We start from the raw sequence: 21,073 nt of genomic DNA, 5'->3' as shown, positions 1-21,073 counted from the left end.
GACCTTCAAGGCCCGCCGAGCCGGCCGCCGAGGTAGTGCGCGCGGGCAGCGGTCCGCCCGAGTTTGCCACTGGTGGTGCGCGGAATCGCGCCGGCGGGCACGAACCGGACATCGGCGACGGCGACGCCGTGTACCCGCTCGACTTCGGCGCGGACCGCAGCGATCGCCGGGGCGGGGTCGGCGCGGCCGGTACCGGTGGCCCGCTCAGCGATGATCACCAACCGGTCCACGGGTTCGCCCGGCACGGCGAACGCCACCGCAAAGCCGGCGCGCACCATCGGTGAGGCGTGCGCCACGGTCGCCTCGATGTCTTGCGGATAGTGGTGGTAGCCGCCCAGCGTGATCAGATCCGCCGTCCGGCCGGTCACATACAGTTCGCCGGCCAGATAGCAGCCCAGATCTCCGGTTCGCAGCCAATCGGCGTCGGTCGGGACCGGCCCCGCGTGGCTTCCCCGCGCCAGGCGGGAGCGCAGCCGGGCGCCGAACACCCGCCGGGTCTCCTCGGGCCGCCCCCAGTAGCCGGCGGTGACGTTGTCGCCGCGCAGCCAGATCTCACCGATCTGGCCGTCGGGCAGTTCTGCGTCGGTGCGGGTATCGACGATCACCGCTGCCAGACTGCGGGCGACGTGTCCGCAGGACACCTGTGCCACCGCGCGCGGATGGTCGGCGGCGACCGGGGTGGCCTGTCCGGCCCCGAGTTGCTCCCGGTCCAGGTAACACACGCTCGCTTCGGCGTCGGGGTCGATGGTCGCGACGAACAACGTCGCCTCGGCGATCCCGTAGGACGGCTTGATGGCCGTCGGCGGCAGGCCGTAGGGCGCGAACGCCTCGTTGAATGCGGTGATCGCGGCGATGCTCACCGGTTCGGATCCGATGATCATCACCACGTTGGACAGATCGATGTCGGCGCCCGGGGCGGGCAGTCCCCGCTGAGCGGTCAGTTCGTAGGCGAAGTTCGGTGCGGCGGTCACCACCCGGCCGCGCCGCGAGGCGTCCGACAGTGCGTTGATCCAGCGTTGCGGCCGGCGGATGAAGGCGGTCGGCGAGATCAGCGTGGAGTGTCCGCCGTAGACCGCCGGAAAACCGATCATCGATAGGCCCATGTCGTGGTAGAGCGGTAACCAGCTGAGGCCGTGCGTGTTTCGGTCCAGCATGTCGATCGACAGGATCATCTGCAGCAGGTTGGTGCCCACCGACCGGTGGGTCACCGCGATGCCGACCGGAGCTCGTGTGGTTCCCGACGTGTACTGCAGATGCGACACCCCGTCGACGTCGATGGGGACCGGAACGAATTCCGCGGCGGCCGCGTCGGGAATCTCGTCGATCGCGATGACCCGAGGCTGGAGGCCGTCCGGCATCCCGACCAGAAACTCGTCGACCTGTCGACGTACCGCGATGGTGGTCAACACCACCGTCGGGCTGGAGTCGTGCAGCGCGACCTCGAGTCGCTCGGCATGTCCGGGCAGTTCCGGGGCGAACAACGGCACCGCGATATTGCCGCACTTGACCGCGGCATAGAACCCGGCGACGTAGTCGAGTCCCTGCGGTGCCAGGATCGCCACCCGTTCGCCGGGGTCGGCGACCTGTTGCAGTCGGGCACCGATCGCACGCAATCGCTCGCCGAGTCGCGTCCAGGTCCACTCCACCGCCCGTCCCTCGTCCGGCCCCGCGTAGTCCAGGTACCGGAAGGCCACCGCGTCCCCGACGTTGGCGATATTGCGCTCGATGAGCGAGATCAGGGTGTCGCCGGGCGGCAGGACGATACCGCCGTCGGCATCGAGACACTCCTCGATCTGGACCAGCCCCTGGCGGGCCGTCGGGGGCTGGGACTGCTCCATGCCACGCAGTCTAAGTCGCCGGCCAGGCCAGATCCGATAGGACGACGTCAAACAGGTTTGACCACAACGGAGTTGACCCGGGCAACGATCACATGACCGGTTCGCGCAGCGCCAGGCTGATGAAGAGGTAGCCCATGCAGATCAGCACGTTGAGGGCGGCGAGCATCAGCCCCGTCACGATCAGCGCGTTGACCAGGCGGCGACGGTTTCGACGCGCCCGGGCCAGGCGCTGCTCCTGCTTGATCTCCGTGGCGGCCAGCGCGAACGCGAAATCGATCGACTCCGGCGAGGCCAGCGGTGCATCGACCGCCATCTGCCGCAGGCGCGCCGGTGGTATCCGAACGCCGACCCCGGCGAAACGGCGGCTCATCCGACGCGCCGCCCAGCGGCCGAGCACCATCTGCTGCGGCCACTGGTGCCCGTGCTGCCCCCACCCGCTCGACCGGGACGTCATAGACCTCGAGCTTAGTCATCCGGTCGCACGAATCCGATAGGTTCACGCGACTTCCCGGACCCGGGCGCGAACTCGACAAGTTGTCGGTCGAAAACGAACTATCGCTCAGGCTACGGCGGCACAATACGGGGAGGAAGCACGCTGGGCCCGCGCGAAAGGGAGCGACATTCCATGGCGACAACCGAGACGAATCCGACAGCGAGCGCAGCACCGGTACGTGATGTCGACGCCGACATCGCCGCCATCCAGAAGTACTTCGACAGTCCGCGTTTCGACGGCATCACCCGGCTCTACAGTGCCCGCCAGGTCGTCGAGCAGCGCGGCACCATCCCCACCGACTACCCGATCGCGCGCGAGGCGGCCACCGCGTTCTATGCGCGGTTGCGCGAACTGTTCGCCGCGAAGAAGAGCATCACCACGTTCGGCCCGTATTCGCCCGGCCAAGCGGTGGTGATGAAGCGGATCGGGATCGAGGGTATCTACCTGGGTGGCTGGGCCACCTCCGCGAAGGGCTCCATCAACGAAGACCCGGGCCCGGACCTGGCCAGTTACCCGCTGAGCCAGGTACCCGACGAGGCCGCCGGACTGGTGCGCGCCCTGCTGACCGCCGATCGCAATCAGCAGTACCTGAGACTGCAGATGACCGAGGAGCAGCGCGCCGCCACTCCCGCGGTGGACTACCGGCCGTTCATCATCGCCGATGCCGACACCGGGCACGGCGGTGATCCCCACGTTCGCAACCTGATTCGCAGATTCGTGGAGTCCGGTGTTCCCGGCTACCACATCGAGGACCAGCGCCCCGGCACCAAGAAATGCGGTCACCAGGGCGGCAAGGTGCTGGTGCCCTCCGACGAGCAGATCAAGCGGTTGAACACCGCCCGGTTCCAACTGGACCTGATGGGCGTGCCCGGGATCATCGTGGCGCGTACCGACGCCGAGGCCGCCAACCTGGTCGAGAGCCGCGGCGACGAGCGTGACCAACCGTTCATCTTGGGGACCACCAACCTGAAGATTCCGGCATACAAGGCGTGCTTCCTGGCGATGACCCGCCAGTTCTTCAACGCCGGGGTCACCGATATCAACGGTCACCTGCTCTACGCGCTGGCCGAGGGCGAGTACGCCGCCGCGGACGCCTGGCTGGAGCGCAACGGGATCACAGCGCTGATCACCGAGGCCGCTGCCGGGTGGCGTAACGATGGCCGGACGTCCGTCGACAGCATCTTCGACGAGGTCGAATCGAAGTTCGTCGAGGCGTGGCAGAACGATGCCGGGCTGATGACCTTCGGGGATGCGGTCGCCGAGATGCTGGACTTCGCCGAACGCGAAGGCGAGCCGAAAGAGATGACCGCGGCGCAGTGGCGCGAATTCGCCGCGCGGGCACCGCTGTACACCGCCCGGGAGAAGGCCGCCGAACTCAACGCCGACCCCGGTTGGGACTGCGAACGCGCCAAGACCCCGGAAGGGTACTTCCAGGTGCGCGGCGGCATCCCCTATGCGATCGCCAAGTCGCTGGCCGCCGCACCGTTCGCCGACCTGCTGTGGATGGAGACCAAGACCGCCGATCTGGCCGATGCGCGGGAGTTCGCCGAAGCGATCCATGCGGTGTACCCCGACCAGATGCTGGCCTACAACCTGTCCCCCTCGTTCAACTGGGACACCACCGGTATGACCGACGACGAGATGCGGGCGTTCCCGGCTGAACTCGGCAAGATGGGGTTCGTCTTCAACTTCATCACCTATGGCGGCCATCAGGTCGACGGCGTGGCGTCCGAAGAGTTCGCGGCCACCCTGTTGCAGGACGGCATGCTGGCGCTGGCCCGGTTGCAACGCAAGATGCGGTTGGTCGAATCTCCATACCGCACACCGCAGACCCTGGTCGGCGGCCCGCGCAGCGACGCCGCACTGGCTGCGTCGTCGGGCCGTACCGCCACCACAAAGGCGATGGGTGCCGGCTCCACCCAGCATCAGCACCTGGTACAGACCGAGGTGCCCAAGAAGCTGCTGGAGGACTGGCTGGCGCTGTGGGCCGAGCACTACCAACTCGGCGAGAAGCTGCGGGTGCAGCTGCGGCCGACGCGCCCGGGATCCGATGTGCTGGAGCTGGGCATCTACGGCGAAGGCGACGACAAGCTGGCCAACGTGATCGTGGACCCGATCAAGGACCGACACGGGCGCAGCATCTTGACGGTGCGCGACCAGAACACCTTCGCCGAGAAGTTCCGGCAGAAGCGGCTGATGACGTTGACGCATCTGTGGCTGGTACACCGGTTCAAGGCCGCGGCGGTGCATTACGTCACGCCCACTCAGGACAACCTGTACCAGACCGAGAAGATGAAGCAACAGGGCATTTTCAGCAGCGTCAACCAGGAAGTCGGCGAGATCATCGTCGCGGATGTGAACCAACCCCGCATCGACGAACTGCTGGCACCGGACCGGGTCGCGCTCGGCAAGCTGATCGGGAAACAGGACTGATCCGCTACCGCCGAAGGCGTCGTCAACCGCCCGCAGCGGTGCGGAAGCGGTCCCGGTACGCCTTCGGCGACAGACCGAAGTGCGCGGTGAACACCCGCCGCAGCGTTTCGGCGCTGCCGAATCCGGCCCGATGTGCGGTATCGGTGACGGTGTGGCCGGCGTCGAGGGCCGCCCGGGCCGCGTCGATGCGGATCGCTTCGACGTAGCGCGCCGGGGTGGTCCCGAGCTCGGCCACGAACAGCCGCGTCAGTTGGCGCTTGCTCACCGCGGCCCGCCGGGCAAGACTCTGCACGCTGTGGTCGGCGGCGGGGTCGGCCACGATGGCGTCGGTGACGTTGCGCAGTACCGATTGCGGCGGCGGGTCGGCCTCGACCAGCACCGAGAATTGCGATTGGCCGCCGGCGCGCTTGAGGTAGACGACCAGCCAGCGCGCGACCTCGCGCACCAGCTTGCTGCCGTAGTCGAGCTCGACAAGGGCCAGCGCCAGGTCGATACCGGAGGAGATCCCGGCCGATGTGAAGACGTCCCCGTCCCGGATGAACAGTGCGTCGGGCTCAACGGTGATGTCCGGGAACGCTCTGGCGAACAGTCGGGCGTCGTGCCAGTGCGTGGTGGCCCGTCTACCGCTGAGCAGGCCGGCCTGGGCGAGGATGAACGACCCCGTGCAGATCGACGCGGTGCGGCGGGATCGGCCCGCGATCGCGCGCACCGCGTCGACCAGCTCCGGATCGATCGGCCGGCGGGCAAGATGGTCACTGCCGGCGACCATCACCGTGTCGACGTGATCGACGGCCGCGATGCGGTCGGTGACGCCCAGCCGGGCTCCGATCGATGAGGTCACGTCGGCACCGTCGATCGAGGCGATCGTGACCCGGTAGTCCGCGCCGAATCTGTTGGCTTCCACGAACACCTCGGCGGCACCGGCCACGTCGAGCATGGTGACCTGGTCGAAGACGACGATGACCACGACCCGCGGATACGCCGTCGGTTCCGTCACCCGCTGATTATCGCGCCGGGGTGTCCCATTCCGTGGGAAAGACGGCACGATCACCGGCTGTGCATCCGGCCGGACACACCCAGGCTGGGAATGACCCCGACCAAGGAGATGCGACCATGACCAGCTCGATCGAGACTATCGCCGACATCGCGATTCCCGACACGGCGTTGACCCGCGAGATCACCGAGTTCATCCGAGACCGCGAAGACGACCTGTTGTTCAACCATTCCCGGCGGGTGTTCCTGTTCGGTGCCCTGCAAGGCCGACTGCGCGGACTGCAGCCGGATCCGGAACTGCTCTATGCGGGCGCGATGTTCCACGATCTGGGTCTCACGGAGCCCTACCGGACCTCGACCGTGCGTTTCGAAGTGGACGGCGCCGGCGCGGCCCGGGACTTCCTGTCACAGCGCGGCATCGAGAAGGCCCACGCCGACAAGGTGTGGCTCGCGATCGCCTTACACACCACCCCTGGGATCCCGGAATTCCTCGACCCCGAGATCGCCCTGGTCACCGCCGGGGTCGAGACCGACGTACTCGGTATCGGCCTGGATGATCTGGCCTCCGAAGAGATCTCGGCCGTCACCGCTGTTCACCCCCGCCCGAACTTCAAGAAGTGCATTCTGGCCGCGTTCAACGACGGTATGAAACATCGTCCGCACTCCACGTTCGGCACCATGAACGACGACGTTCTTGCGCATTTCGATCCGGCGTTCGTACGTGCCGACTTCGCGGACCTGATCCTCGGCAACGCTTGGCCCGAATAAGACCGCACGCCGGATACGCAGATTTGATCTCGGGGAAACCCAACTCCCGCGGGAGCACGGTAAGAAGGTGGTAGCCCCCGGCCCGAGACCGCTAAGGCAGCGATCCATCACATCGGCAACGAGACACGAGGATGGTGACCGCAGTGCGCAGGAGAATACGTCCCCGGGCCTTGATCCCCACGATCATCGTTGCGCGGCAGATCTTTTCGATTCCGAAGCTGTACCGCGAGACTCCCGTCCGTTACGTCACCAGCGACGGAGCGGGGGCGCACCCGTATCCGGGGTTCGATGAATCAGCTTATTCGCGAATATATTTCATGCAGCTGCTCATCCATTCGACGGTCACCCTGTTGTTGGTGGCGACAGTGATCGGGATCTGGCTGTACTAGCGGCTGCGCCGGTCAGGTCCGCTTGGGCAACTGTCCCGCGATCAGCGGCACGATCTTCTCTGCCATATAGGCGTGCCCGGAATCGGTGGGGTGCACGCCGTCCGGACCGATCAGATCCGGCCGGCCGACGAACCAACGCTCGGCGAGCGGATCGATGAAATCTGCGCCGACGACGCGGGCCTCGGCGCTGAGCACATCGCGGATCCGCCACACATTGGCCGGTACGTCGGCGGTGGGCCAGGGCGGCCCGATCACCAGGATCCGCGCCCCGGGGGTGGTCCGGCGGGCCAATCCCAAGGTGTCGGCGACCAGTCTGCTCAGCTGGCCGGGGTCGACGTCTTGGTCGTTACGGGACCCGAAGAACACCACCAGTGCGTCATCGGGTTGCACGGCGCGCGAGGTCAGGTCGCCGAACAGGTCGCCACGATTACCACGCACGCCGTACCCGGCGCCGCCCTCGGCCGCGACGTCGGCGCTGACGTAGACCCCGCGTCCGGCCAAGGTCTGCCACGCGCGCTCGGTCCAGTTCGCCGCGCCACGGCCGGTGTTCTCGTACCCGGAGGTGTAGGAGTCACCGATCACCGCGATCCGATTCGGTGAGGAACTCAACGGCACCGTGTCGTAGTGGCGCGTCGATTCCCGGTCGCGGCACAAGTACCCGGTCCCCGCCGCTGCAGTGACGGCCACGGCCACCAACGACACGGCAAACCTACTCACCCGACTCACGCTCACTTCCCCCTATCGACTCAGCGCACAGTAGCCGGAACGGTCGATGCTCGCTCGTCGTCGTCGACGTCGTCGCTCGGGTGATCGGGATTCTCCGATACCGGCGGGTCGACGGCCAGCGGATCGTCCGCCGGGGTGACTTGTGCCGAATCCGCCCGGGCGCCGATCATCCGGCGCATCCAGTGGCGGCCGGGTTCTTCGACGGTGTGGAACAGCAGCATGGACAACAGCGTTGCCGCCGCCAGCAGTCCACCCACCATCCACTTCGCCTGCGGTACCCCCTCGTCCCACCCGATCTCGAATTGCAGTGCCGCCCAATTCCAGGACGTATGCACCAGCTCATGCACCATATACAGGCAGAACGAGATCTGACCGCCGTAGACCATCACGCGAGTGGACAGCAGAGCGGGCAGGCTCCCGGTGCCGATCGCCAGAGCCATCACCAGCGGCACGAACAGCACGTCGACCAGGCCGCCGCTGTCGTAGAGCCCGGAGATGGGGTGGCCGTCGAAGTAGTAGAGGACGCCGCCGATCGCGGCGACGAGCAATACGGAGGCGTATCCCGCGGTACGGCGGACCCGGTCGCCCAGCTGCGCCGCGCCGTGGCCGAGTTCCAGTTTGCGTACCGCGGCGCAGGCCAGCGCCCCCGCGGTGAACTGCATGACGATGCGCGGCAACCAGCTCCACGGGGTGTAGAACTGGCCGGTCGCCAGCAACAACAGCAGCGGCGGCAATGAGGCGATGATGGCCAGGGCGGCCAGCCCGCGCGCCGAGGTGACCCGCATCATCCGGTAGACGGCCAGCACCATTACCGCGAACAACAGGTACGCCAGCCATTCGGCACTGATGGACCAGGCCGGCCCGTCCCAACTCGATCCGTCGAAGAACGGTTCGAACCACAACTGCACCAACAGCACCTGCCGTACGTAGCTGATCGCGTTGAACCGGCTCAGATCCTCGGTCGGGACATGCCCGACGTGCAGTGTGAAGATCACCCAGAGCAACGCCAAGTGCAGGGTGACCAGGTAGATCGGCCACACCCGGGCCAGCCGCAACCACAGGAAATGCACGGTGGCGCGCGCCGAGAAGGACTCCCCCATGCGTTCCAGGTAGTTCCAGGTCAGCACGAAGCCACTGAGGATGAAGAACAGGTCGACGCCCTGGGCGCCACGGTCCAGCACCGGCGCGAGTGCATCGCTGAGGTCGGGTGATGCCAGGCGCAGCAGTGGCCGGAAGTGGAACAACACGACCCACACCGCGGCGATGATGCGAAGCCCGGTCAGGGCCTTGATCTCTCCGCTGCGCACAACACTCTTTCGCCGGTGGGCTCCGCTGGTCCTGACTGCCATGGGGTGCGGCCCCGCCGAGACCATCCGGCAATCAGTGGACGCAACCCGGCGCCGGCAGCCATCGAAGACTAGCAGCGGGGCCGGGCGCGGTGAAGTTACCGGGCGGGTGCGTCGGCGACGGGATCTGTAAGACGGTTGTGAATACTGTACCGATGCCAGACGACTATCAGGTGGGCCGCGGAATCGCCGACATCACCGGCGAACCCGCCGAGTGCGGCATGCTCGGCTACGGCGTGGCCTCGCAACAAACCGATGGCCTGCACACCCGGTTGCGGGCGCGGGCGTTCGTCTTCGTCGACCCTGCCACCGACAACCGTCTGCTGTTGGTGGTCTGCGAGGTGCCACTGCTGTTGGAGAGCATTCACCGCGAGGTGCTGGCCCGCCTGGCCGCGACCTACGGCGAGCTGTACAGCTTCCGCAACGTGATGCTCACGGCGACACACACCCATTGCGGCCCGGGCGGCTACTCCGATCACCGGTTGTACAACTCCAATACCCACGGATTCCACCACCAGACGTTCGACGCGATCGTCGACGGCATCTGTGAGGCCGTCGACCGGGCGCACGCCGACCTGGCCCCGGCGAGCTTGAGCCTCGCCGTCGGGCGGTTGCACGACGCGAGCAGCAACCGCTCGCCGTCGTCTTTCGCCCGCAACCCCGAGTCCGACCGCGCCTTCTTCCCGGACAAGATCGATCCGCAGACCACGTTGCTGCGCATCGAACGCGACGGGCGACTGGTCGGTGCGGTGAACTGGTTCGCCACCCACGGCACCTCCATGACCAACCGCAACACGTTGATCAGCGGCGACAACAAGGGCTATGCCTCCTACCGGTGCGAGCGCCTCGACCGCGGTATCGACTATCTGGCCACTACCCCACCGGATTTCATCGCCGCCTTCGCGCAGACGAACTCCGGGGACATGTCGCCGAATCTCAACCACCGTCCGGGCAGCGGCCCCACCGAGGACGAGTTCGAGAACACCCGGATCATCGGCGACCGGCAGGCGACCGCGGCCACCGAGTTGACGCTGGGCCACGGCAGCCCGATCACCGGGGGCCTCGACGCCGTCGCCACCTATGTCGACCTGACCGATTTCGAGGTGCGGCCGGAGTTCACCGGCGACGGCCGAACCCACCGCACCGGGCCGGCGATGGCCGGAGCGGCCGCCCTGGCCGGCACCGACGAAGGCCCCGGCCCGTTCCACCCGCTGTTCAAGCAGGGCCGCAACCGATTCTTCGACGGGCTGATCGCCAACACGGTCTACCGGCTCTCGCGGCGACTGCGCGACGCACAGGCTCCGAAAGGTGCAGTGGGCCCGGGAATCCGGCTCAACCGGGCGTTGGCGCTGCTGATGCCCGAGGGTGGACCGGTGCAGCTGCTACGTATCGGGCAGCTGTACCTGATCGGGATTCCCGCCGAAGTGACCATCGTGGCCGGGCTGCGGTTGCGCCGCACGGTGGCCGACATCGTCGGCGCCGAACTGCGTGACGTCCTGGTGGCCGGCTACAGCAACGGCTACCTGCACTACGTCACCACGCCGGAGGAATACGACGAACAACGCTACGAAGGCGGCAGCACCATCTTCGGCCGCTGGGAGCTACCGGCCCTGCAGCAGGTGGCGGCCGAATTGGCCACCGCGCTCCGCGACCGCCGGCCGGTGCCCGAGGGCAGTCGTCCCGCCGAACCCAGCCGCCGGCGTCGGCCACACCGCGGGCCGGTGGCCGACGAACCGGCCGCCGGCCACCGATTCGGAGACGTCCTGCAGGCGCCGCAGCCGCTGTATCACCCCGGTGCGACGGTGCAGGCGGTGTTCGCCGGCGCCTATCCCAACAACGACCTGCACCGGGGTGGCACCTATCTGCGGGTGGAGCGACAGTCCGGGGACGGCTGGCAGACGGTTGCCGACGACGGTGACTGGTCGACGACGTTTCGCTGGCGGCGTTCCGGCCGCCGCGGATCTACCGTCACCTTGACCTGGGCCGTTCCCGAAGATGCCCCCTCCGGGCGCTATCGGTTGCGCTACGACGGCGATGCGCGGGACCACGACGGACGGATCAGTGCCTTCTCCGGGACCACCGAACCGTTCGATATCTCACGAAAGCGTTAATCGGCCGCACAAGGCGCCTTAACTTCACCGCATAACGTCGGGAAACATCGAGGTCGGCTCGTCCGCCGGCAACGAACACGATCGGAAGCGGGGGCTGGCATGGCAATCGAGATCACCACACGCAGCGCGGCTCGGATCACCCGGCAGGGCAATTCCGTCACCGAGTGCGACGGCGCACAGGTTCGGGCGCACTACCGGCATCTCGCGACGGTCATCACGATCCGGGGTCGGATCGACGCCACCAACGTGGACCAGCTCAGTGAACACGTCCGACGTTTCGTGTTGGCCAAGGAACCGCTGGTACTCGACTTGAGTGGGGTCACCTCGTTCGCCCCCGCCGGTATCTGGCTGCTCTGCGTGCTCGACGGGGACTGCGTCGCCGCCGGCGTGGAATGGACCCTGATCGAGGGCCCGGCGGTAGCGGAGCTGCTGGGTGATTTCGACGAGGACGCCAAGTTCCCGACCGCGCTCTCGGTCGACCAGGCACTGCACGCCTTGGCGGACGGTAACGACCAGCGCCGTCAGGCGCTGCTGCCGCTGTTCCAGAAATCGGCCTGACATAGGTCGGGGTCTCGCCGCCATCCTGCGCTGGTGGCCGCCAATCGGATTGTTGGCCACGCTGGCGCTGGGTTGGGCGGTGGGCCGCGGCTCCACGGTTGTCGACAGCTGGTTCGGCCACCACACCCGAACGGTCCTCGGTGACCAGCCGCGTTGGCTGTTGGCCTTCACCAGTGACGGACTGGTGCTGGCGGTGTCGTTGGCCTGTCTGGCGGTCGCACTCTACCGGCGGCAGTGGGCCTTGGCCGTCGCGGTGCTGGCCTGTCCGGTCGCCGTCACCATGGTCAATGCGGGGCTCAAGCAGGTCTTCGATCGCCGCAACGGGCCTTACCTGGAATATCCCAGCGGTCATACCGCGCTCGTGGTGGCCGTGCTCGGCATGATGGTCGTGGTGACCGTGGGCGAAGTGGCCCGACGTTGGGCGTTGACCGTGGCCGCCGGGATGAGTCTGCTGGGCATGCTCGGGCTGGTGGCCTGCGGTTACCACTTCGTCACCGATACCGTCGGAGCGGCAATGCTTGCCAGCGCAATGGTGTGCGGAACGGCTCGGTTAACGTCTGCGCTGTGATCGTGCTGCTGCCCCCATCGGAGACCAAACGTGCCGACGGCGACGGCCCGCCGTTGCGCCTCGATGCGCTGGCCTCGCCCCAGCTGACCGATCTGCGTGCCGAGCTGATCGACGAGTTGATCACCCTGGCCGCGGATCCGGAGGCCAGCCGACGCGCCCTGGGGCTGTCCGCCAAACAGGGCGCTGAGATCGAGCGCAACGCCGCACTGCGGACCGCACCCACCGCGCCGGCCATCAACCGCTACACCGGCGTGTTGTATGAGGCCCTGGACGTCGAATCCTTGCGCGGCGCCGAAGCCGTCCGCGCCGGCGCCCGACTCGCGGTCGGCTCCGCACTCTTCGGGCTGCTGCGGGCCACCGACCCGGTGCCCGCCTACCGGCTCTCGGCGACGTCGAAGTTGCCCGGCCGGCCCGGACTGTCCCGGCGCTGGCGGCCCGTGCTGGAACCGCTGCTGGCGGAGATCGCCCAGAACGAGCTGGTCGTCGATCTCAGATCGGGGTCGTACGCGGCATTGGCGACCGTCCCGGGCGCGGTGCGCGTGGACGTGGTCGCCGAGCATCCCGACGGCCGCCGGGTGTCGGTGAGCCACTTCAACAAAGCCCACAAGGGACGCTTGGCCAGGGCCCTGGCCACCACCAGGTCCGAGCCCGACGACGCCGCCGCCGTGGCGGCCACCGCTCGTCGGGCCGGGATGCGGGTGGAACGGGACGACACCAAGCTGACGATCGTGGTCGCGGCCTGAGGCCGCACAATGAGCAGATGTCGACACTGCGGATCATGATCGTTATCGGCGTCCTACTGGCCGGATCGACCGGTAGCGCCGAGGCCGCGCCGGGGGCCGACGTACCGGCGGTGTCGGAGCAGGCCCGCGCGGCCGGTTTCGTCGACGTGCGAACCGCGGTGCCCGACGCCTTCATCGACCTGCGATATGCCACCGCGAACAACTTCGTCGGCCGGCAGCTCTACCCCGCCGATGCCCGATGCCTGGTGCACGAGTCGCTGGCGCCGGGCCTGGCGACCGCGGCCGCCGTCCTGCGTCGCCGTGGCCGGATCCTGGTGTTCTGGGACTGCTACCGCCCGCACGCCGTGCAGGTCCGGATGTTCGAGGTGGTGCCCGACCCGAGCTGGGTGGCCCGGCCCGGTTCGCTGGCCCGCAGCCACGAAACCGGAAGGTCGGTCGACGTGACCACCGCGGATCCGCAGGGGCGCCTGGCCGAGATGGGCACCGACTTCGACGATTTCTCGCCGACCGCGATGGCTTTCGCCGACGGGATCAGTGCGCGGGCCGCAGCCGAACGCGCCGCACTGCGCGACGCGATGACGGCCGGCGGGCTGACCGTGTACTCCGGGGAGTGGTGGCATTTCAACGGTCCGGGTGCCGACGTGGGACGTCCCATCCTGGACGTCCCGGTCAACTGATCGGCGGTGGTGCCAGGTGATGTTCGATCGACGCCACCTTGGCGTTCATCGCGTCGACCGCACCGTCGCGCCAGTCCGCTTTGATCACGGTGCTGACGCGCGGTGACCGGGCCGCCACGGCTTCCACCGCCCGCTGCACCACCGACATCGCCTCGGCCCAGCTATCGCTTTCGATCACGGTGAACATCGCGTCGGTGCGGTTGGGCAGGCCCGATTCCCGAACGACGCGCACGGCTTCGGCGACGATCTCCCCGACGCCCTCCCCCACGCCGAGCGGAGTCACCGAGAACGCCACCAGTACCGACACCTGACTCACCCCTCCCGATCGGCATCAGGGCGAGCCTACCTAGCATCGAGGCCGTGCGAGTTCTGGTTCAACGTGTTTCGTCGGCCCGGGTCAGTGTCGACGGCGAGATCGTCGGCGCCATCGAACCGGACGGCCAGGGACTGCTCGCGCTGGTCGGCGTGACCCACACCGACGATCCCGCTACCGCACGGCGACTGGCCGAAAAGCTTTGGCAGTTGCGAATTCTCGACGATCAGCGGTCTGCCGCCGAGGTGGGCGCGCCGGTTCTGGTGGTCAGCCAGTTCACCCTGTACGCCGATACCGCCAAGGGCCGGCGCCCTTCGTGGAACGCCGCGGCCCCGGGACCGGTCGCGCAACCGTTGGTCGATGAGTTCGCCGCGGCGCTACGCGATCTGGGTGCGCGGGTGGCGACCGGCAGGTTCGGGGCACATATGCAGGTGGAACTGGTCAACGACGGGCCGGTGACGGTGTTGCTGGAGCTCTGAGGAGAAACCGCGATCGACCCGGGGCCGCGGGCGTTAGCGTGATCGGATGAATACTGCCGCCAAGGTCCGTTGCGGTGTCTACGCCGCTATCGCCGTCGTCGCGTTGGCCGCCACCTGGAGCCAGAATCTGGCCTATGACGCCTCCCACCTGTCCCAGTTCTTGCCCGATACCGCGGTGACGGCGGCGTCGCGCTCGATCACCGTCGACATCGTGCTGTTGTTCCTGGCCGCGGCGGTCCTGATGGTTCTGGAGGCCCGAAGGCACCGGGTACGTTTCGTGTGGGCCTATATTGCGGGCGGACTCCTCATCGCGATCAGCGTGACCTTTCCGCTGTTCCTGATCGCCCGCGAGCGCCGGTTGGCGGCCGAAGGGGTGGAGACCCCGCGCCTCGGCGGTCTCGATATCGCCTTGCTGGCGGTCCTGACGGTCGCGTCGGTGGCCACCACCGTCTGGGTCGGCACGCGGTAACCCGCCCCCGATTTTTCTCATTGATCTCTTAACTTCCGGGGCTGTCCGGGCGGGTTTTCTGTCGGTGGTTCGCACTAGCGTTCGAATCATGACAGGGAGTGCCGTCACCGACCGAGACACCGTCCTGCGGTGCCTGGAAACGATCGAGACCGCCTCGGCCCAGTTGGCGGGGTGCTGCTTCGACGGCTTCGACGCCGAGGAACTGCTGACGATCCTGGCCCGCCGGGAAAAACTCACCTGGCAGGCCCCGACCGTCGACCACCGGATCCTGGCCCGACTGACCACCGAAGCCCACCCCGGCCCCCTGGGCGCCTGCTCACTGAGCCGCGACCTGACCGAACGCCTGCGCATCAGTCGCACCGACGCCCGCCGACGCATCGCCGAAGCCGCCGACCTCGGACCCCGCACCGCGATGACCGGCGAACCCCTGCCACCCGTCCTGCCCGCCCTGGCCGCCGCCCAAGCCGCCGGCCACATCAGCCCCGAACACATCACCATCGCCCGCAAAGCCCACCACAAGATCCCGGCCACCACCCCCGCCACCAAACGCGACCAGGCCGACGCCTACCTGGCCACCCTCGCCGCCGACTACGACCCCGAAACCTTCACCCGCTTCGCCAACCACCTCATCGCCGTCCTGACCGACGACACCGACTACAGCGACCACCACCGCCACACCCACCGCGGCCTGCGCCTGGGCCGCCAAGGCCCCGACGGCCTGAGCACCCTGACCGGCAAACTCACCCCCGAACTACGCGCACACCTCGAACCCATCCTGGCCAAACTCGCCGCCCCCGGCATGGCCAACAGCGACGACGAACACCCCTGCGTGCACGGCACCCCCACCGAAGAACAGATCCACAACGATCACCGCCGACCCGACCAACGCAACCACGACGCCCTCCTGGCCGCCGTCCGCGCCCTGCTGGCCTCCAAAGACCTCGGCCAACTCAACGGCCTGCCCGTCACCGTCATCGTCACCACCACACTCGCCGAAATCGAAGCGGCCACCGGCCACCCCACGCCTGAAACCACACCCATCACCGGCAAAGCCCACACCGCCGGCGACACCGTGCTACCCATGCGCGACCTGCTGCGCATGGCCGAACACGCCTACCACTACCTCGCCATCTTCGACGGCAACGGCCGCGCCCTATGGCTCGGCCGCACCAAACGCCTGGCCACCGCCGACCAACGCATCGTCCTGCACGCCCGCGACCGCGGCTGCACCAAACCCGGCTGCCCCGCCACCGGCTACCGCTGCCAAGCCCACCACCTCGACAACGACTGGGCCCACGGCGGACACACCGAAATCGACTCCCTCGCCCTAGCCTGCGGCCCCGACAACCGCACCGCCACCGACCAACACTGGACCACCCGACTCGGACCCACCGGCAAAGTCGAATGGATCCCCCCACCCCACCAAGACCACGGCCAACCCCGCACCAACCCCTACCACTTCATCGAAAACACCCAACCACCCGACAACTGGGGACTAGCGCAATAGCTCCGCCGCGGTAGGCGGCACATAGACACCCACCAGGGTGCGATGCCACCATGCGCCGTCGCGACGCCGTTCGGCGCGTGTGGTGAAGCGGTAGTCGTAGACCAGGATTCGGACGAAGTGCGGTGGAGTATCCGGAAAAGGGTTGTGCCGCAGCAGTCGCACGGTGTCACGGTCGTTGCGCAGGAGTCGCTGCAACAAGGCGTCCCGCCAGGGCAGTCCATAGCGCGGGGACAGGGCGGCGAACCACATCAGCCAGTCCAGTCGCAGATGATAGGGCGCCCACTGACGCGGGCGTCGTTTGACCGCACCCGGTTTCCCCTTGAATTCGTATTCCCGCCATACGGTCTGCGCGGTGACGCACGCCGCTGAGGTCCCCTCGATCACCAGCTCTCGACGCGAGCGGCCGACGGTGCCGAAGGCACCGTAACTGTTGACCAGATGAAACGGATTGAAGGTGACGTTCATCCGTTGATCGCGGGACGCGAGATTGCGTATCGGCCAGTAGCTGAGCACCAGAACCGTCGCGGCGAACACCGTCACCAGGACCGCGAACCAGATGGGCGCGTCGGGCGGCACCCGGGTCGATGCGCCCGAAAACGTTGCGGCGGGGAATGATCCGGCGGCGACACCGGCTGCCAGGATGATCGTCAGCCAGTTCAGCCAGGCGAAGTTGCCGGACGCGACCAGCCACAACTGGGTGACGACGATGACCCCGGCCGCGGCTCCGGCGATCGGCTGTGGGGCGAACAGTCCGAACGGCACCACAAGTTGCACGACATGGTTGCCGGCTGCCTCCACCCGGTGCAGCGGCTTGGGCAGCTGGTGGAAGAACCAACTCAGCGGCCCCGGCATCGGCTGGGTCTCGTGGTGGTAGTACAGGCAGGTCAGGTCACGCCAGCAGGAATCGCCGCGCAACTTGATCAGGCCTGCACCGAACTCGATGCGGAACAGCAGCCAGCGTGCCAGCCACATCACCAGAACCGGCGGCGCCACCCGGTCGTTGCCCAAGAAGACCGCCAGCAGACCGCATTCCAGCAGAATCGATTCCCAGCCGAACGAGTACCAGGTCTGACCGACGTTGACGATCGACAGATATAGCGCCCACACCAGCAACCAGCTGCCCATCGCCGCCCACAGCGGCACCGATCCCGCGGCACCCAGCATCAACGCCGCGGCCACGCCGGCACCCAGCCAGCTCACCGCGGCGAAGAATCGGTCCGAATAGTGCAGGTGAAAAATGCTGGGCGTCAGCCAGAACCGTCGTCGTCGCAGGTACTGCGGAACCGGCAGCATGCCCTGCTCTCCGATCAGGGCACGGAACTGGCGGGCGGCGGCGACGAATGCGACCAGGTAGACGGCCGCGATTCCGCGTTCGAGCACCAACCGGCCCAGCCAGTCCCCGGAACCCGTCGACCACAGCCACTGTGTACTCACACCCGCAACTCCTCGGTGTGATGTTCATACCACCGGCCGCGGCGCGAATCAGTCGGTTGACAATGCTCGATACAGCAGGTGCATGGCCACCGTCGTCGAGCGTTCCCGCACGTCGGCCCGGTCCCCCGGCAGCCGCGTGGTGCGGGTGATCTTCCGGCCGTCGTCGAGCGCGACGCAGAAGCACACCGTGCCGACCGGTTTGTCCGGTGTCGCGCCGCCGGGCCCGGCGATCCCGGTGATCGAAACCGCCGTATCGGCCCCGAAGCGGCGCAGTGCGCCGGCCGCCATGGCCTCGGCCACCGGCTCGGAGACCGCACCGTGCTCGGCGATCAGCGCGGCATCCACTCCGAGCAGTTCCACCTTCGCCTCGTTGGAGTAGGACACCACCCCGCCGGCCAGGTAATCCGAGGCGCCCGGTGGATCGGCCAGCCGCCCCGCCAACATGCCGGCGGTACATGATTCGGCGGTCGCGATCGTGCGGCCCTGAAGCGCCGCGGCAACCAGGTCGTCGATGTGGGAGCCGTCCTCGGAGAAGATCGCGCGTGCGTGTCGGTCGCGCAGCAGCGTGAGCAACCGCTCGTAGGAACCGGCAACCTCCGGCTCGTAGCGGGTCACGATCTCCAGTTCGCCCCGGCGCAGGCACGTGGTGATCTCCAGGCGGTGGAAATCTTCAACGGCGCCCTCGGCGTGCCGCAGCGTATCGGCCAGACCCGACTCGGGCAGGCCGAACATCCGGACCATCTGCTGCTCGTAATGCGTGCGCCCGGCCAGCGCCTCCTGCACCGCGGTGGTTGCTATTGCCTTGTGCCACATGGGTTGCAGCTCGCGAGGAGGTCCGGGCAGCACCACCACAGTCGGCGTCCCGGGCACCACCACCCCGGGTGCGGTGCCCACCGGGTCCAGGATCGTCGCGCCGACCGGCACCAGGGCCTGCTTGCGATTGGCCGCCCGGACCGTCGCGAAATCCGGCGCTCCCGGACCGGTGTAGCGCGCCATCATGGGTTTGAGGATCTCGGCGATCCGGGCTTCGAGCTCGGTGTCCAAGACGATGTCACGGCCGCAGAACCTGGCGACCGTGTCGACCGTCAGGTCGTCGGCCGTCGGCCCCAGGCCGCCGCTGGTGATGATCAGATCCACACCCTCGGCGGCCAGGAACCGCAGCTGAGCCTCGATATCCCTCGGCCGGTCGCCACAGATCGTGATGTGCGCCAACTCGACTCCCAGTTCCAGGAGTCGGTCGGCCAACCACGGTCCATTGCGATCGGCCACCCTGCCGGTGAGTACCTCGGTACCGGTGACGACGATTCCTGCGCGTGCGCTCACCGGTCCGAGACTACGCAGTCACGGCCTACGGCAGCGCAGGGATCAGCATGACCTCGAGGGGAGACACCGTGGACACCGGCGCCGCCGGGATCGACGGCAGGAAGCCGGTGGGCGCGTAGGCGGTCGGCGCGGCGGTCGCCGGCGCGGTGCCGCCGAAGTTCGGCAGCGGGAACGGCAGCATCGAACCCAGGCTCGCCGGCAGGTTCGACAAGCCGGACAGGCCCGTCGCGGAGCTCTGCTGCGTCATCGGGCTCGCCGCGGGCGGCACGTTGATGGTGGCGGTCGCCAGCGGGGCCTGGCCGGGTGCGGCGGCGGGGGCCATCGTGGTGCCGCCCAGCGCTGAGGCGGTGGTCTGCAACAACTGCTGCGGGAGGGTCGTCGAGGACGCGACCATCTGCTCGACCACGCCGGGCAGACCGGGATTGATCGGCACCGTGTCGGCGTTGGCGGTCGCACTGGTGCCCAGCGCAGCCAGGAACAGTCCGGCGGCGGCGCCGGCCGCGACGGTGAAGTACTTGCGAATTCGTGACATGGCGTCATCCCATCCCGTTTAGCTACAAGGTCGGGACCGAAGTTAGCCGTGTGAAAATTGATGCCTGTGTGACACGAGGGACGTTTATGCAACCGTTGCGAACCGGAGCCGCCCCGGTTACCGCGGAGCCGTCAGCGCCCCAACCAGCTCTGGAGCTTGGCGAGATCGGTCGTGTACGTCAGGAGAATGGAGTCCTCGTAGTGGGCCCCACCGTTGAGCGTGTTGTCGTCCTGCCAAATCGCGTGTACGTGGTAGATCCCGCGGGAGTAAACGTCGACACGCTCGCGCCGGGTGCGCGTCCAGCCGGATCCTTCAGCCTTCTCCGAAAGGCCTTCCCGCGCGTCGGTCGCGCTGGTCTCACTGCTCATCAAGCCGACCCTCTTTCATATCGTCCAAATCACGCTATCAGCCGCCCGGCCCGCCCCCGGTCGTGCAACACGTGGCGGCTCCTGCGGCGGGGTGCCGCCGACGTAACATCGACGCCGATGGCTGCCGCACCGCGCGATCTGATCGCCGACGTCGCCCGCGCCGCACCGGGCGCCCGGGTGGGCGCCTTCTTCGATCTGGACGGCACCCTGGTGGCCGGTTTCACCGCTACCGCCCACGCCGGGGATCGGATCCGGCGGCGGCAGGCCCGGGCCGGCGAGGTACTCGGAGTCGTCGAAGCCGCCGTGCGCTACCGGCTGGGCCGGATGGAATTCGAGCGACTGCTGGTACGGGCGGCGGGGTATCTGCGCGGCGAATCCCTGCGCGAACTCGACGGCGTCGGCGCCCGCCTGTTCGCCGACCACATCACGGCCCGGATCTACCCGCATATGCACGAGATCGTCCGAGCACACCAGCAACGCGGCCATACCGTGGTGATGAGCTCGTCGGCGCTGACCATCCATGCCGAGCCGGTCGCCCGTTTCCTGGGGATCGCCGAGGTGCTCTGCAATCGGTTCGAGGTCGACGACCGGGGCATCCTCACCGGCGACATCGTCAAACCCGTGGTGTGGGGCGCGCAGAAGGCGGCCACGGTGCAGCGGTTCTGCTCGAGTAATGACATCGATCTGGGGCAGAGTTACTTCTACGCCGACGGCGATGAGGACGCGGCCCTGATGTCGCTGGTGGGTCGGCCCCGCCCGGTCAATCCGCGCCCCCGACTTGCTGCGCTGGCCGCCGAACACGACTGGCCGGTGCTGCGCATCGCCGATCCGGTCCGCACCACCCGGAGATCATTGCGACACGCGGCCGGTTTCGGCGTGGCGCTGCTGCGCGCCTGTACCACTCGCTGAGGCAATTGCTGACCGAATACACGATTGCCGGTAGTGTTACGTTTCGCCAGCGCACCGAGGCCCGACTGGTCTCGTGATGCCGAGTCTGGTACTTAA

The 21,073-nt window shown here is 67.8% G+C and carries 22 protein-coding genes; 12 read left to right on the top strand and 10 right to left on the bottom strand.

Going from position 1 to position 21,073, the window contains the following annotated elements; translation table 11 throughout:
* Positions 1-5 precede the first annotated feature (5 nt).
* Both RCP38_RS09425 and RCP38_RS09420 read right to left on the bottom strand, forming a co-directional pair.
* Positions 6-1,838, bottom strand: a complete 1,833-nt coding sequence (locus RCP38_RS09425; RefSeq protein WP_308476895.1) for a fatty acyl-AMP ligase — start codon at positions 1,836-1,838, stop codon at positions 6-8.
* A gap of 88 nt (positions 1,839-1,926) precedes the next feature.
* On the bottom strand, positions 1,927-2,292 hold the full coding sequence (locus tag RCP38_RS09420; protein ID WP_308476894.1) for a hypothetical protein: 366 nt from the start codon (positions 2,290-2,292) through the stop codon (positions 1,927-1,929).
* A 171-nt stretch (positions 2,293-2,463) separates the two neighbouring features.
* On the opposite strand from RCP38_RS09420, the gene aceA reads away from it, so the two are divergent.
* Positions 2,464-4,764 carry an isocitrate lyase ICL2 gene (aceA, locus tag RCP38_RS09415; RefSeq protein WP_308476893.1) on the top strand — a complete coding sequence of 767 codons (2,301 nt, stop codon included), beginning with the start codon at positions 2,464-2,466 and terminating at the stop codon, positions 4,762-4,764.
* Positions 4,765-4,786: 22 nt separating this feature from the next.
* Here the strand turns inward: aceA and RCP38_RS09410 are convergent, their stop codons facing one another.
* Complete coding sequence (locus tag RCP38_RS09410) at positions 4,787-5,761, bottom strand: GlxA family transcriptional regulator (protein ID WP_308476892.1); 975 nt, start codon at positions 5,759-5,761, stop codon at positions 4,787-4,789.
* A 116-nt stretch (positions 5,762-5,877) separates the two neighbouring features.
* On the opposite strand from RCP38_RS09410, the gene RCP38_RS09405 reads away from it, so the two are divergent.
* Both RCP38_RS09405 and RCP38_RS09400 read left to right on the top strand, forming a co-directional pair.
* A complete protein-coding gene (locus tag RCP38_RS09405) occupies positions 5,878-6,525 on the top strand; it encodes an HD domain-containing protein (RefSeq protein WP_308476891.1) in 648 nt (215 codons plus the stop codon).
* Positions 6,526-6,656: 131 nt separating this feature from the next.
* On the top strand, positions 6,657-6,914 hold the full coding sequence (locus tag RCP38_RS09400; protein WP_308476890.1) for a hypothetical protein: 258 nt from the start codon (positions 6,657-6,659) through the stop codon (positions 6,912-6,914).
* A gap of 12 nt (positions 6,915-6,926) precedes the next feature.
* Here RCP38_RS09400 and RCP38_RS09395 read toward each other — a convergent pair whose 3' ends face one another.
* Positions 6,927-7,631 carry an Rv0518 family GDSL lipase gene (locus tag RCP38_RS09395; RefSeq protein WP_373692482.1) on the bottom strand — a complete coding sequence of 235 codons (705 nt, stop codon included), beginning with the start codon at positions 7,629-7,631 and terminating at the stop codon, positions 6,927-6,929.
* A gap of 29 nt (positions 7,632-7,660) precedes the next feature.
* On the bottom strand, positions 7,661-8,989 hold the full coding sequence (locus RCP38_RS09390; RefSeq protein WP_308476889.1) for an acyltransferase family protein: 1,329 nt from the start codon (positions 8,987-8,989) through the stop codon (positions 7,661-7,663).
* 152 nt (positions 8,990-9,141) lie between these two features.
* Here RCP38_RS09390 and RCP38_RS09385 point away from each other — a divergent pair, with 152 nt between their 5' ends.
* The 5 genes from RCP38_RS09385 to RCP38_RS09365 all read left to right on the top strand — a co-directional run bounded on the left by RCP38_RS09385 (position 9,142) and on the right by RCP38_RS09365 (position 13,643).
* Positions 9,142-11,097, top strand: coding sequence for a neutral/alkaline non-lysosomal ceramidase N-terminal domain-containing protein (locus RCP38_RS09385; protein WP_308476888.1), 1,956 nt, complete (start codon positions 9,142-9,144; stop codon positions 11,095-11,097).
* Between the two features lie 99 nt (positions 11,098-11,196).
* Positions 11,197-11,655, top strand: coding sequence for an STAS domain-containing protein (locus tag RCP38_RS09380; protein WP_308476887.1), 459 nt, complete (start codon positions 11,197-11,199; stop codon positions 11,653-11,655).
* A gap of 52 nt (positions 11,656-11,707) precedes the next feature.
* On the top strand, positions 11,708-12,223 hold the full coding sequence (locus tag RCP38_RS09375; protein ID WP_308476886.1) for a phosphatase PAP2 family protein: 516 nt from the start codon (positions 11,708-11,710) through the stop codon (positions 12,221-12,223).
* Positions 12,220-12,966, top strand: a complete 747-nt coding sequence (gene yaaA / locus RCP38_RS09370; RefSeq protein ID WP_308476885.1) for a peroxide stress protein YaaA — start codon at positions 12,220-12,222, stop codon at positions 12,964-12,966. The genes RCP38_RS09375 and yaaA overlap by 4 nt, the downstream gene beginning before the upstream one ends.
* A 17-nt stretch (positions 12,967-12,983) precedes the next feature.
* Positions 12,984-13,643: a M15 family metallopeptidase gene (locus RCP38_RS09365; protein WP_308476884.1), complete on the top strand. Its 660-nt coding sequence runs from the start codon at positions 12,984-12,986 to the stop codon at positions 13,641-13,643.
* Here RCP38_RS09365 and RCP38_RS09360 read toward each other — a convergent pair.
* Entirely contained in the window at positions 13,636-13,950 is a 315-nt protein-coding gene (locus tag RCP38_RS09360; RefSeq protein ID WP_308476883.1) for an MTH1187 family thiamine-binding protein, read from the bottom strand. The two genes, RCP38_RS09365 and RCP38_RS09360, sit on opposite strands and share 8 nt — an antisense overlap.
* A 53-nt stretch (positions 13,951-14,003) precedes the next feature.
* Between RCP38_RS09360 and dtd the strand changes: the two genes are divergently transcribed.
* The 3 genes from dtd to RCP38_RS09345 all read left to right on the top strand — a co-directional run bounded on the left by dtd (position 14,004) and on the right by RCP38_RS09345 (position 16,411).
* The gene (dtd, locus tag RCP38_RS09355; protein ID WP_308476882.1) at positions 14,004-14,435 is read left to right on the top strand and encodes a D-aminoacyl-tRNA deacylase; all 432 of its coding nucleotides are present in this window, start codon (positions 14,004-14,006) and stop codon (positions 14,433-14,435) included.
* Positions 14,436-14,481: 46 nt separating this feature from the next.
* A complete protein-coding gene (locus RCP38_RS09350; RefSeq protein WP_308476881.1) occupies positions 14,482-14,904 on the top strand; it encodes a DUF2834 domain-containing protein in 423 nt (140 codons plus the stop codon).
* An 88-nt stretch (positions 14,905-14,992) separates the two neighbouring features.
* Entirely contained in the window at positions 14,993-16,411 is a 1,419-nt protein-coding gene (locus RCP38_RS09345) for an HNH endonuclease signature motif containing protein (protein ID WP_308476880.1), read from the top strand.
* Here RCP38_RS09345 and RCP38_RS09340 read toward each other — a convergent pair.
* The 4 genes from RCP38_RS09340 to RCP38_RS09325 form a co-directional block, all read right to left on the bottom strand.
* Positions 16,400-17,830, bottom strand: coding sequence for a lipase maturation factor family protein (locus RCP38_RS09340; RefSeq protein ID WP_373692506.1), 1,431 nt, complete (start codon positions 17,828-17,830; stop codon positions 16,400-16,402). The genes RCP38_RS09345 and RCP38_RS09340 overlap by 12 nt on opposite strands.
* Positions 17,831-17,893: 63 nt before the next feature.
* Positions 17,894-19,168, bottom strand: a complete 1,275-nt coding sequence (locus RCP38_RS09335; RefSeq protein WP_308476878.1) for a competence/damage-inducible protein A — start codon at positions 19,166-19,168, stop codon at positions 17,894-17,896.
* 25 nt (positions 19,169-19,193) lie between these two features.
* Positions 19,194-19,700, bottom strand: a complete 507-nt coding sequence (locus RCP38_RS09330) for a hypothetical protein (protein ID WP_308476877.1) — start codon at positions 19,698-19,700, stop codon at positions 19,194-19,196.
* Between the two features lie 131 nt (positions 19,701-19,831).
* Positions 19,832-20,068, bottom strand: coding sequence for a hypothetical protein (locus RCP38_RS09325; RefSeq protein ID WP_308476876.1), 237 nt, complete (start codon positions 20,066-20,068; stop codon positions 19,832-19,834).
* 117 nt (positions 20,069-20,185) lie between these two features.
* Between RCP38_RS09325 and RCP38_RS09320 the strand changes: the two genes are divergently transcribed.
* Positions 20,186-20,977, top strand: coding sequence for an HAD family hydrolase (locus tag RCP38_RS09320; RefSeq protein WP_308476875.1), 792 nt, complete (start codon positions 20,186-20,188; stop codon positions 20,975-20,977).
* Positions 20,978-21,073 lie beyond the last annotated feature (96 nt).

The organism is Mycolicibacter sp. MU0083, from assembly GCF_963378075.1.
GTDB lineage: Bacteria > Actinomycetota > Actinomycetes > Mycobacteriales > Mycobacteriaceae > Mycobacterium > Mycobacterium kokjensenii.
The sequence above is the reverse complement of the archived record's forward strand: the minus strand, read 5'-3'. Positions and strand labels throughout refer to the sequence as shown.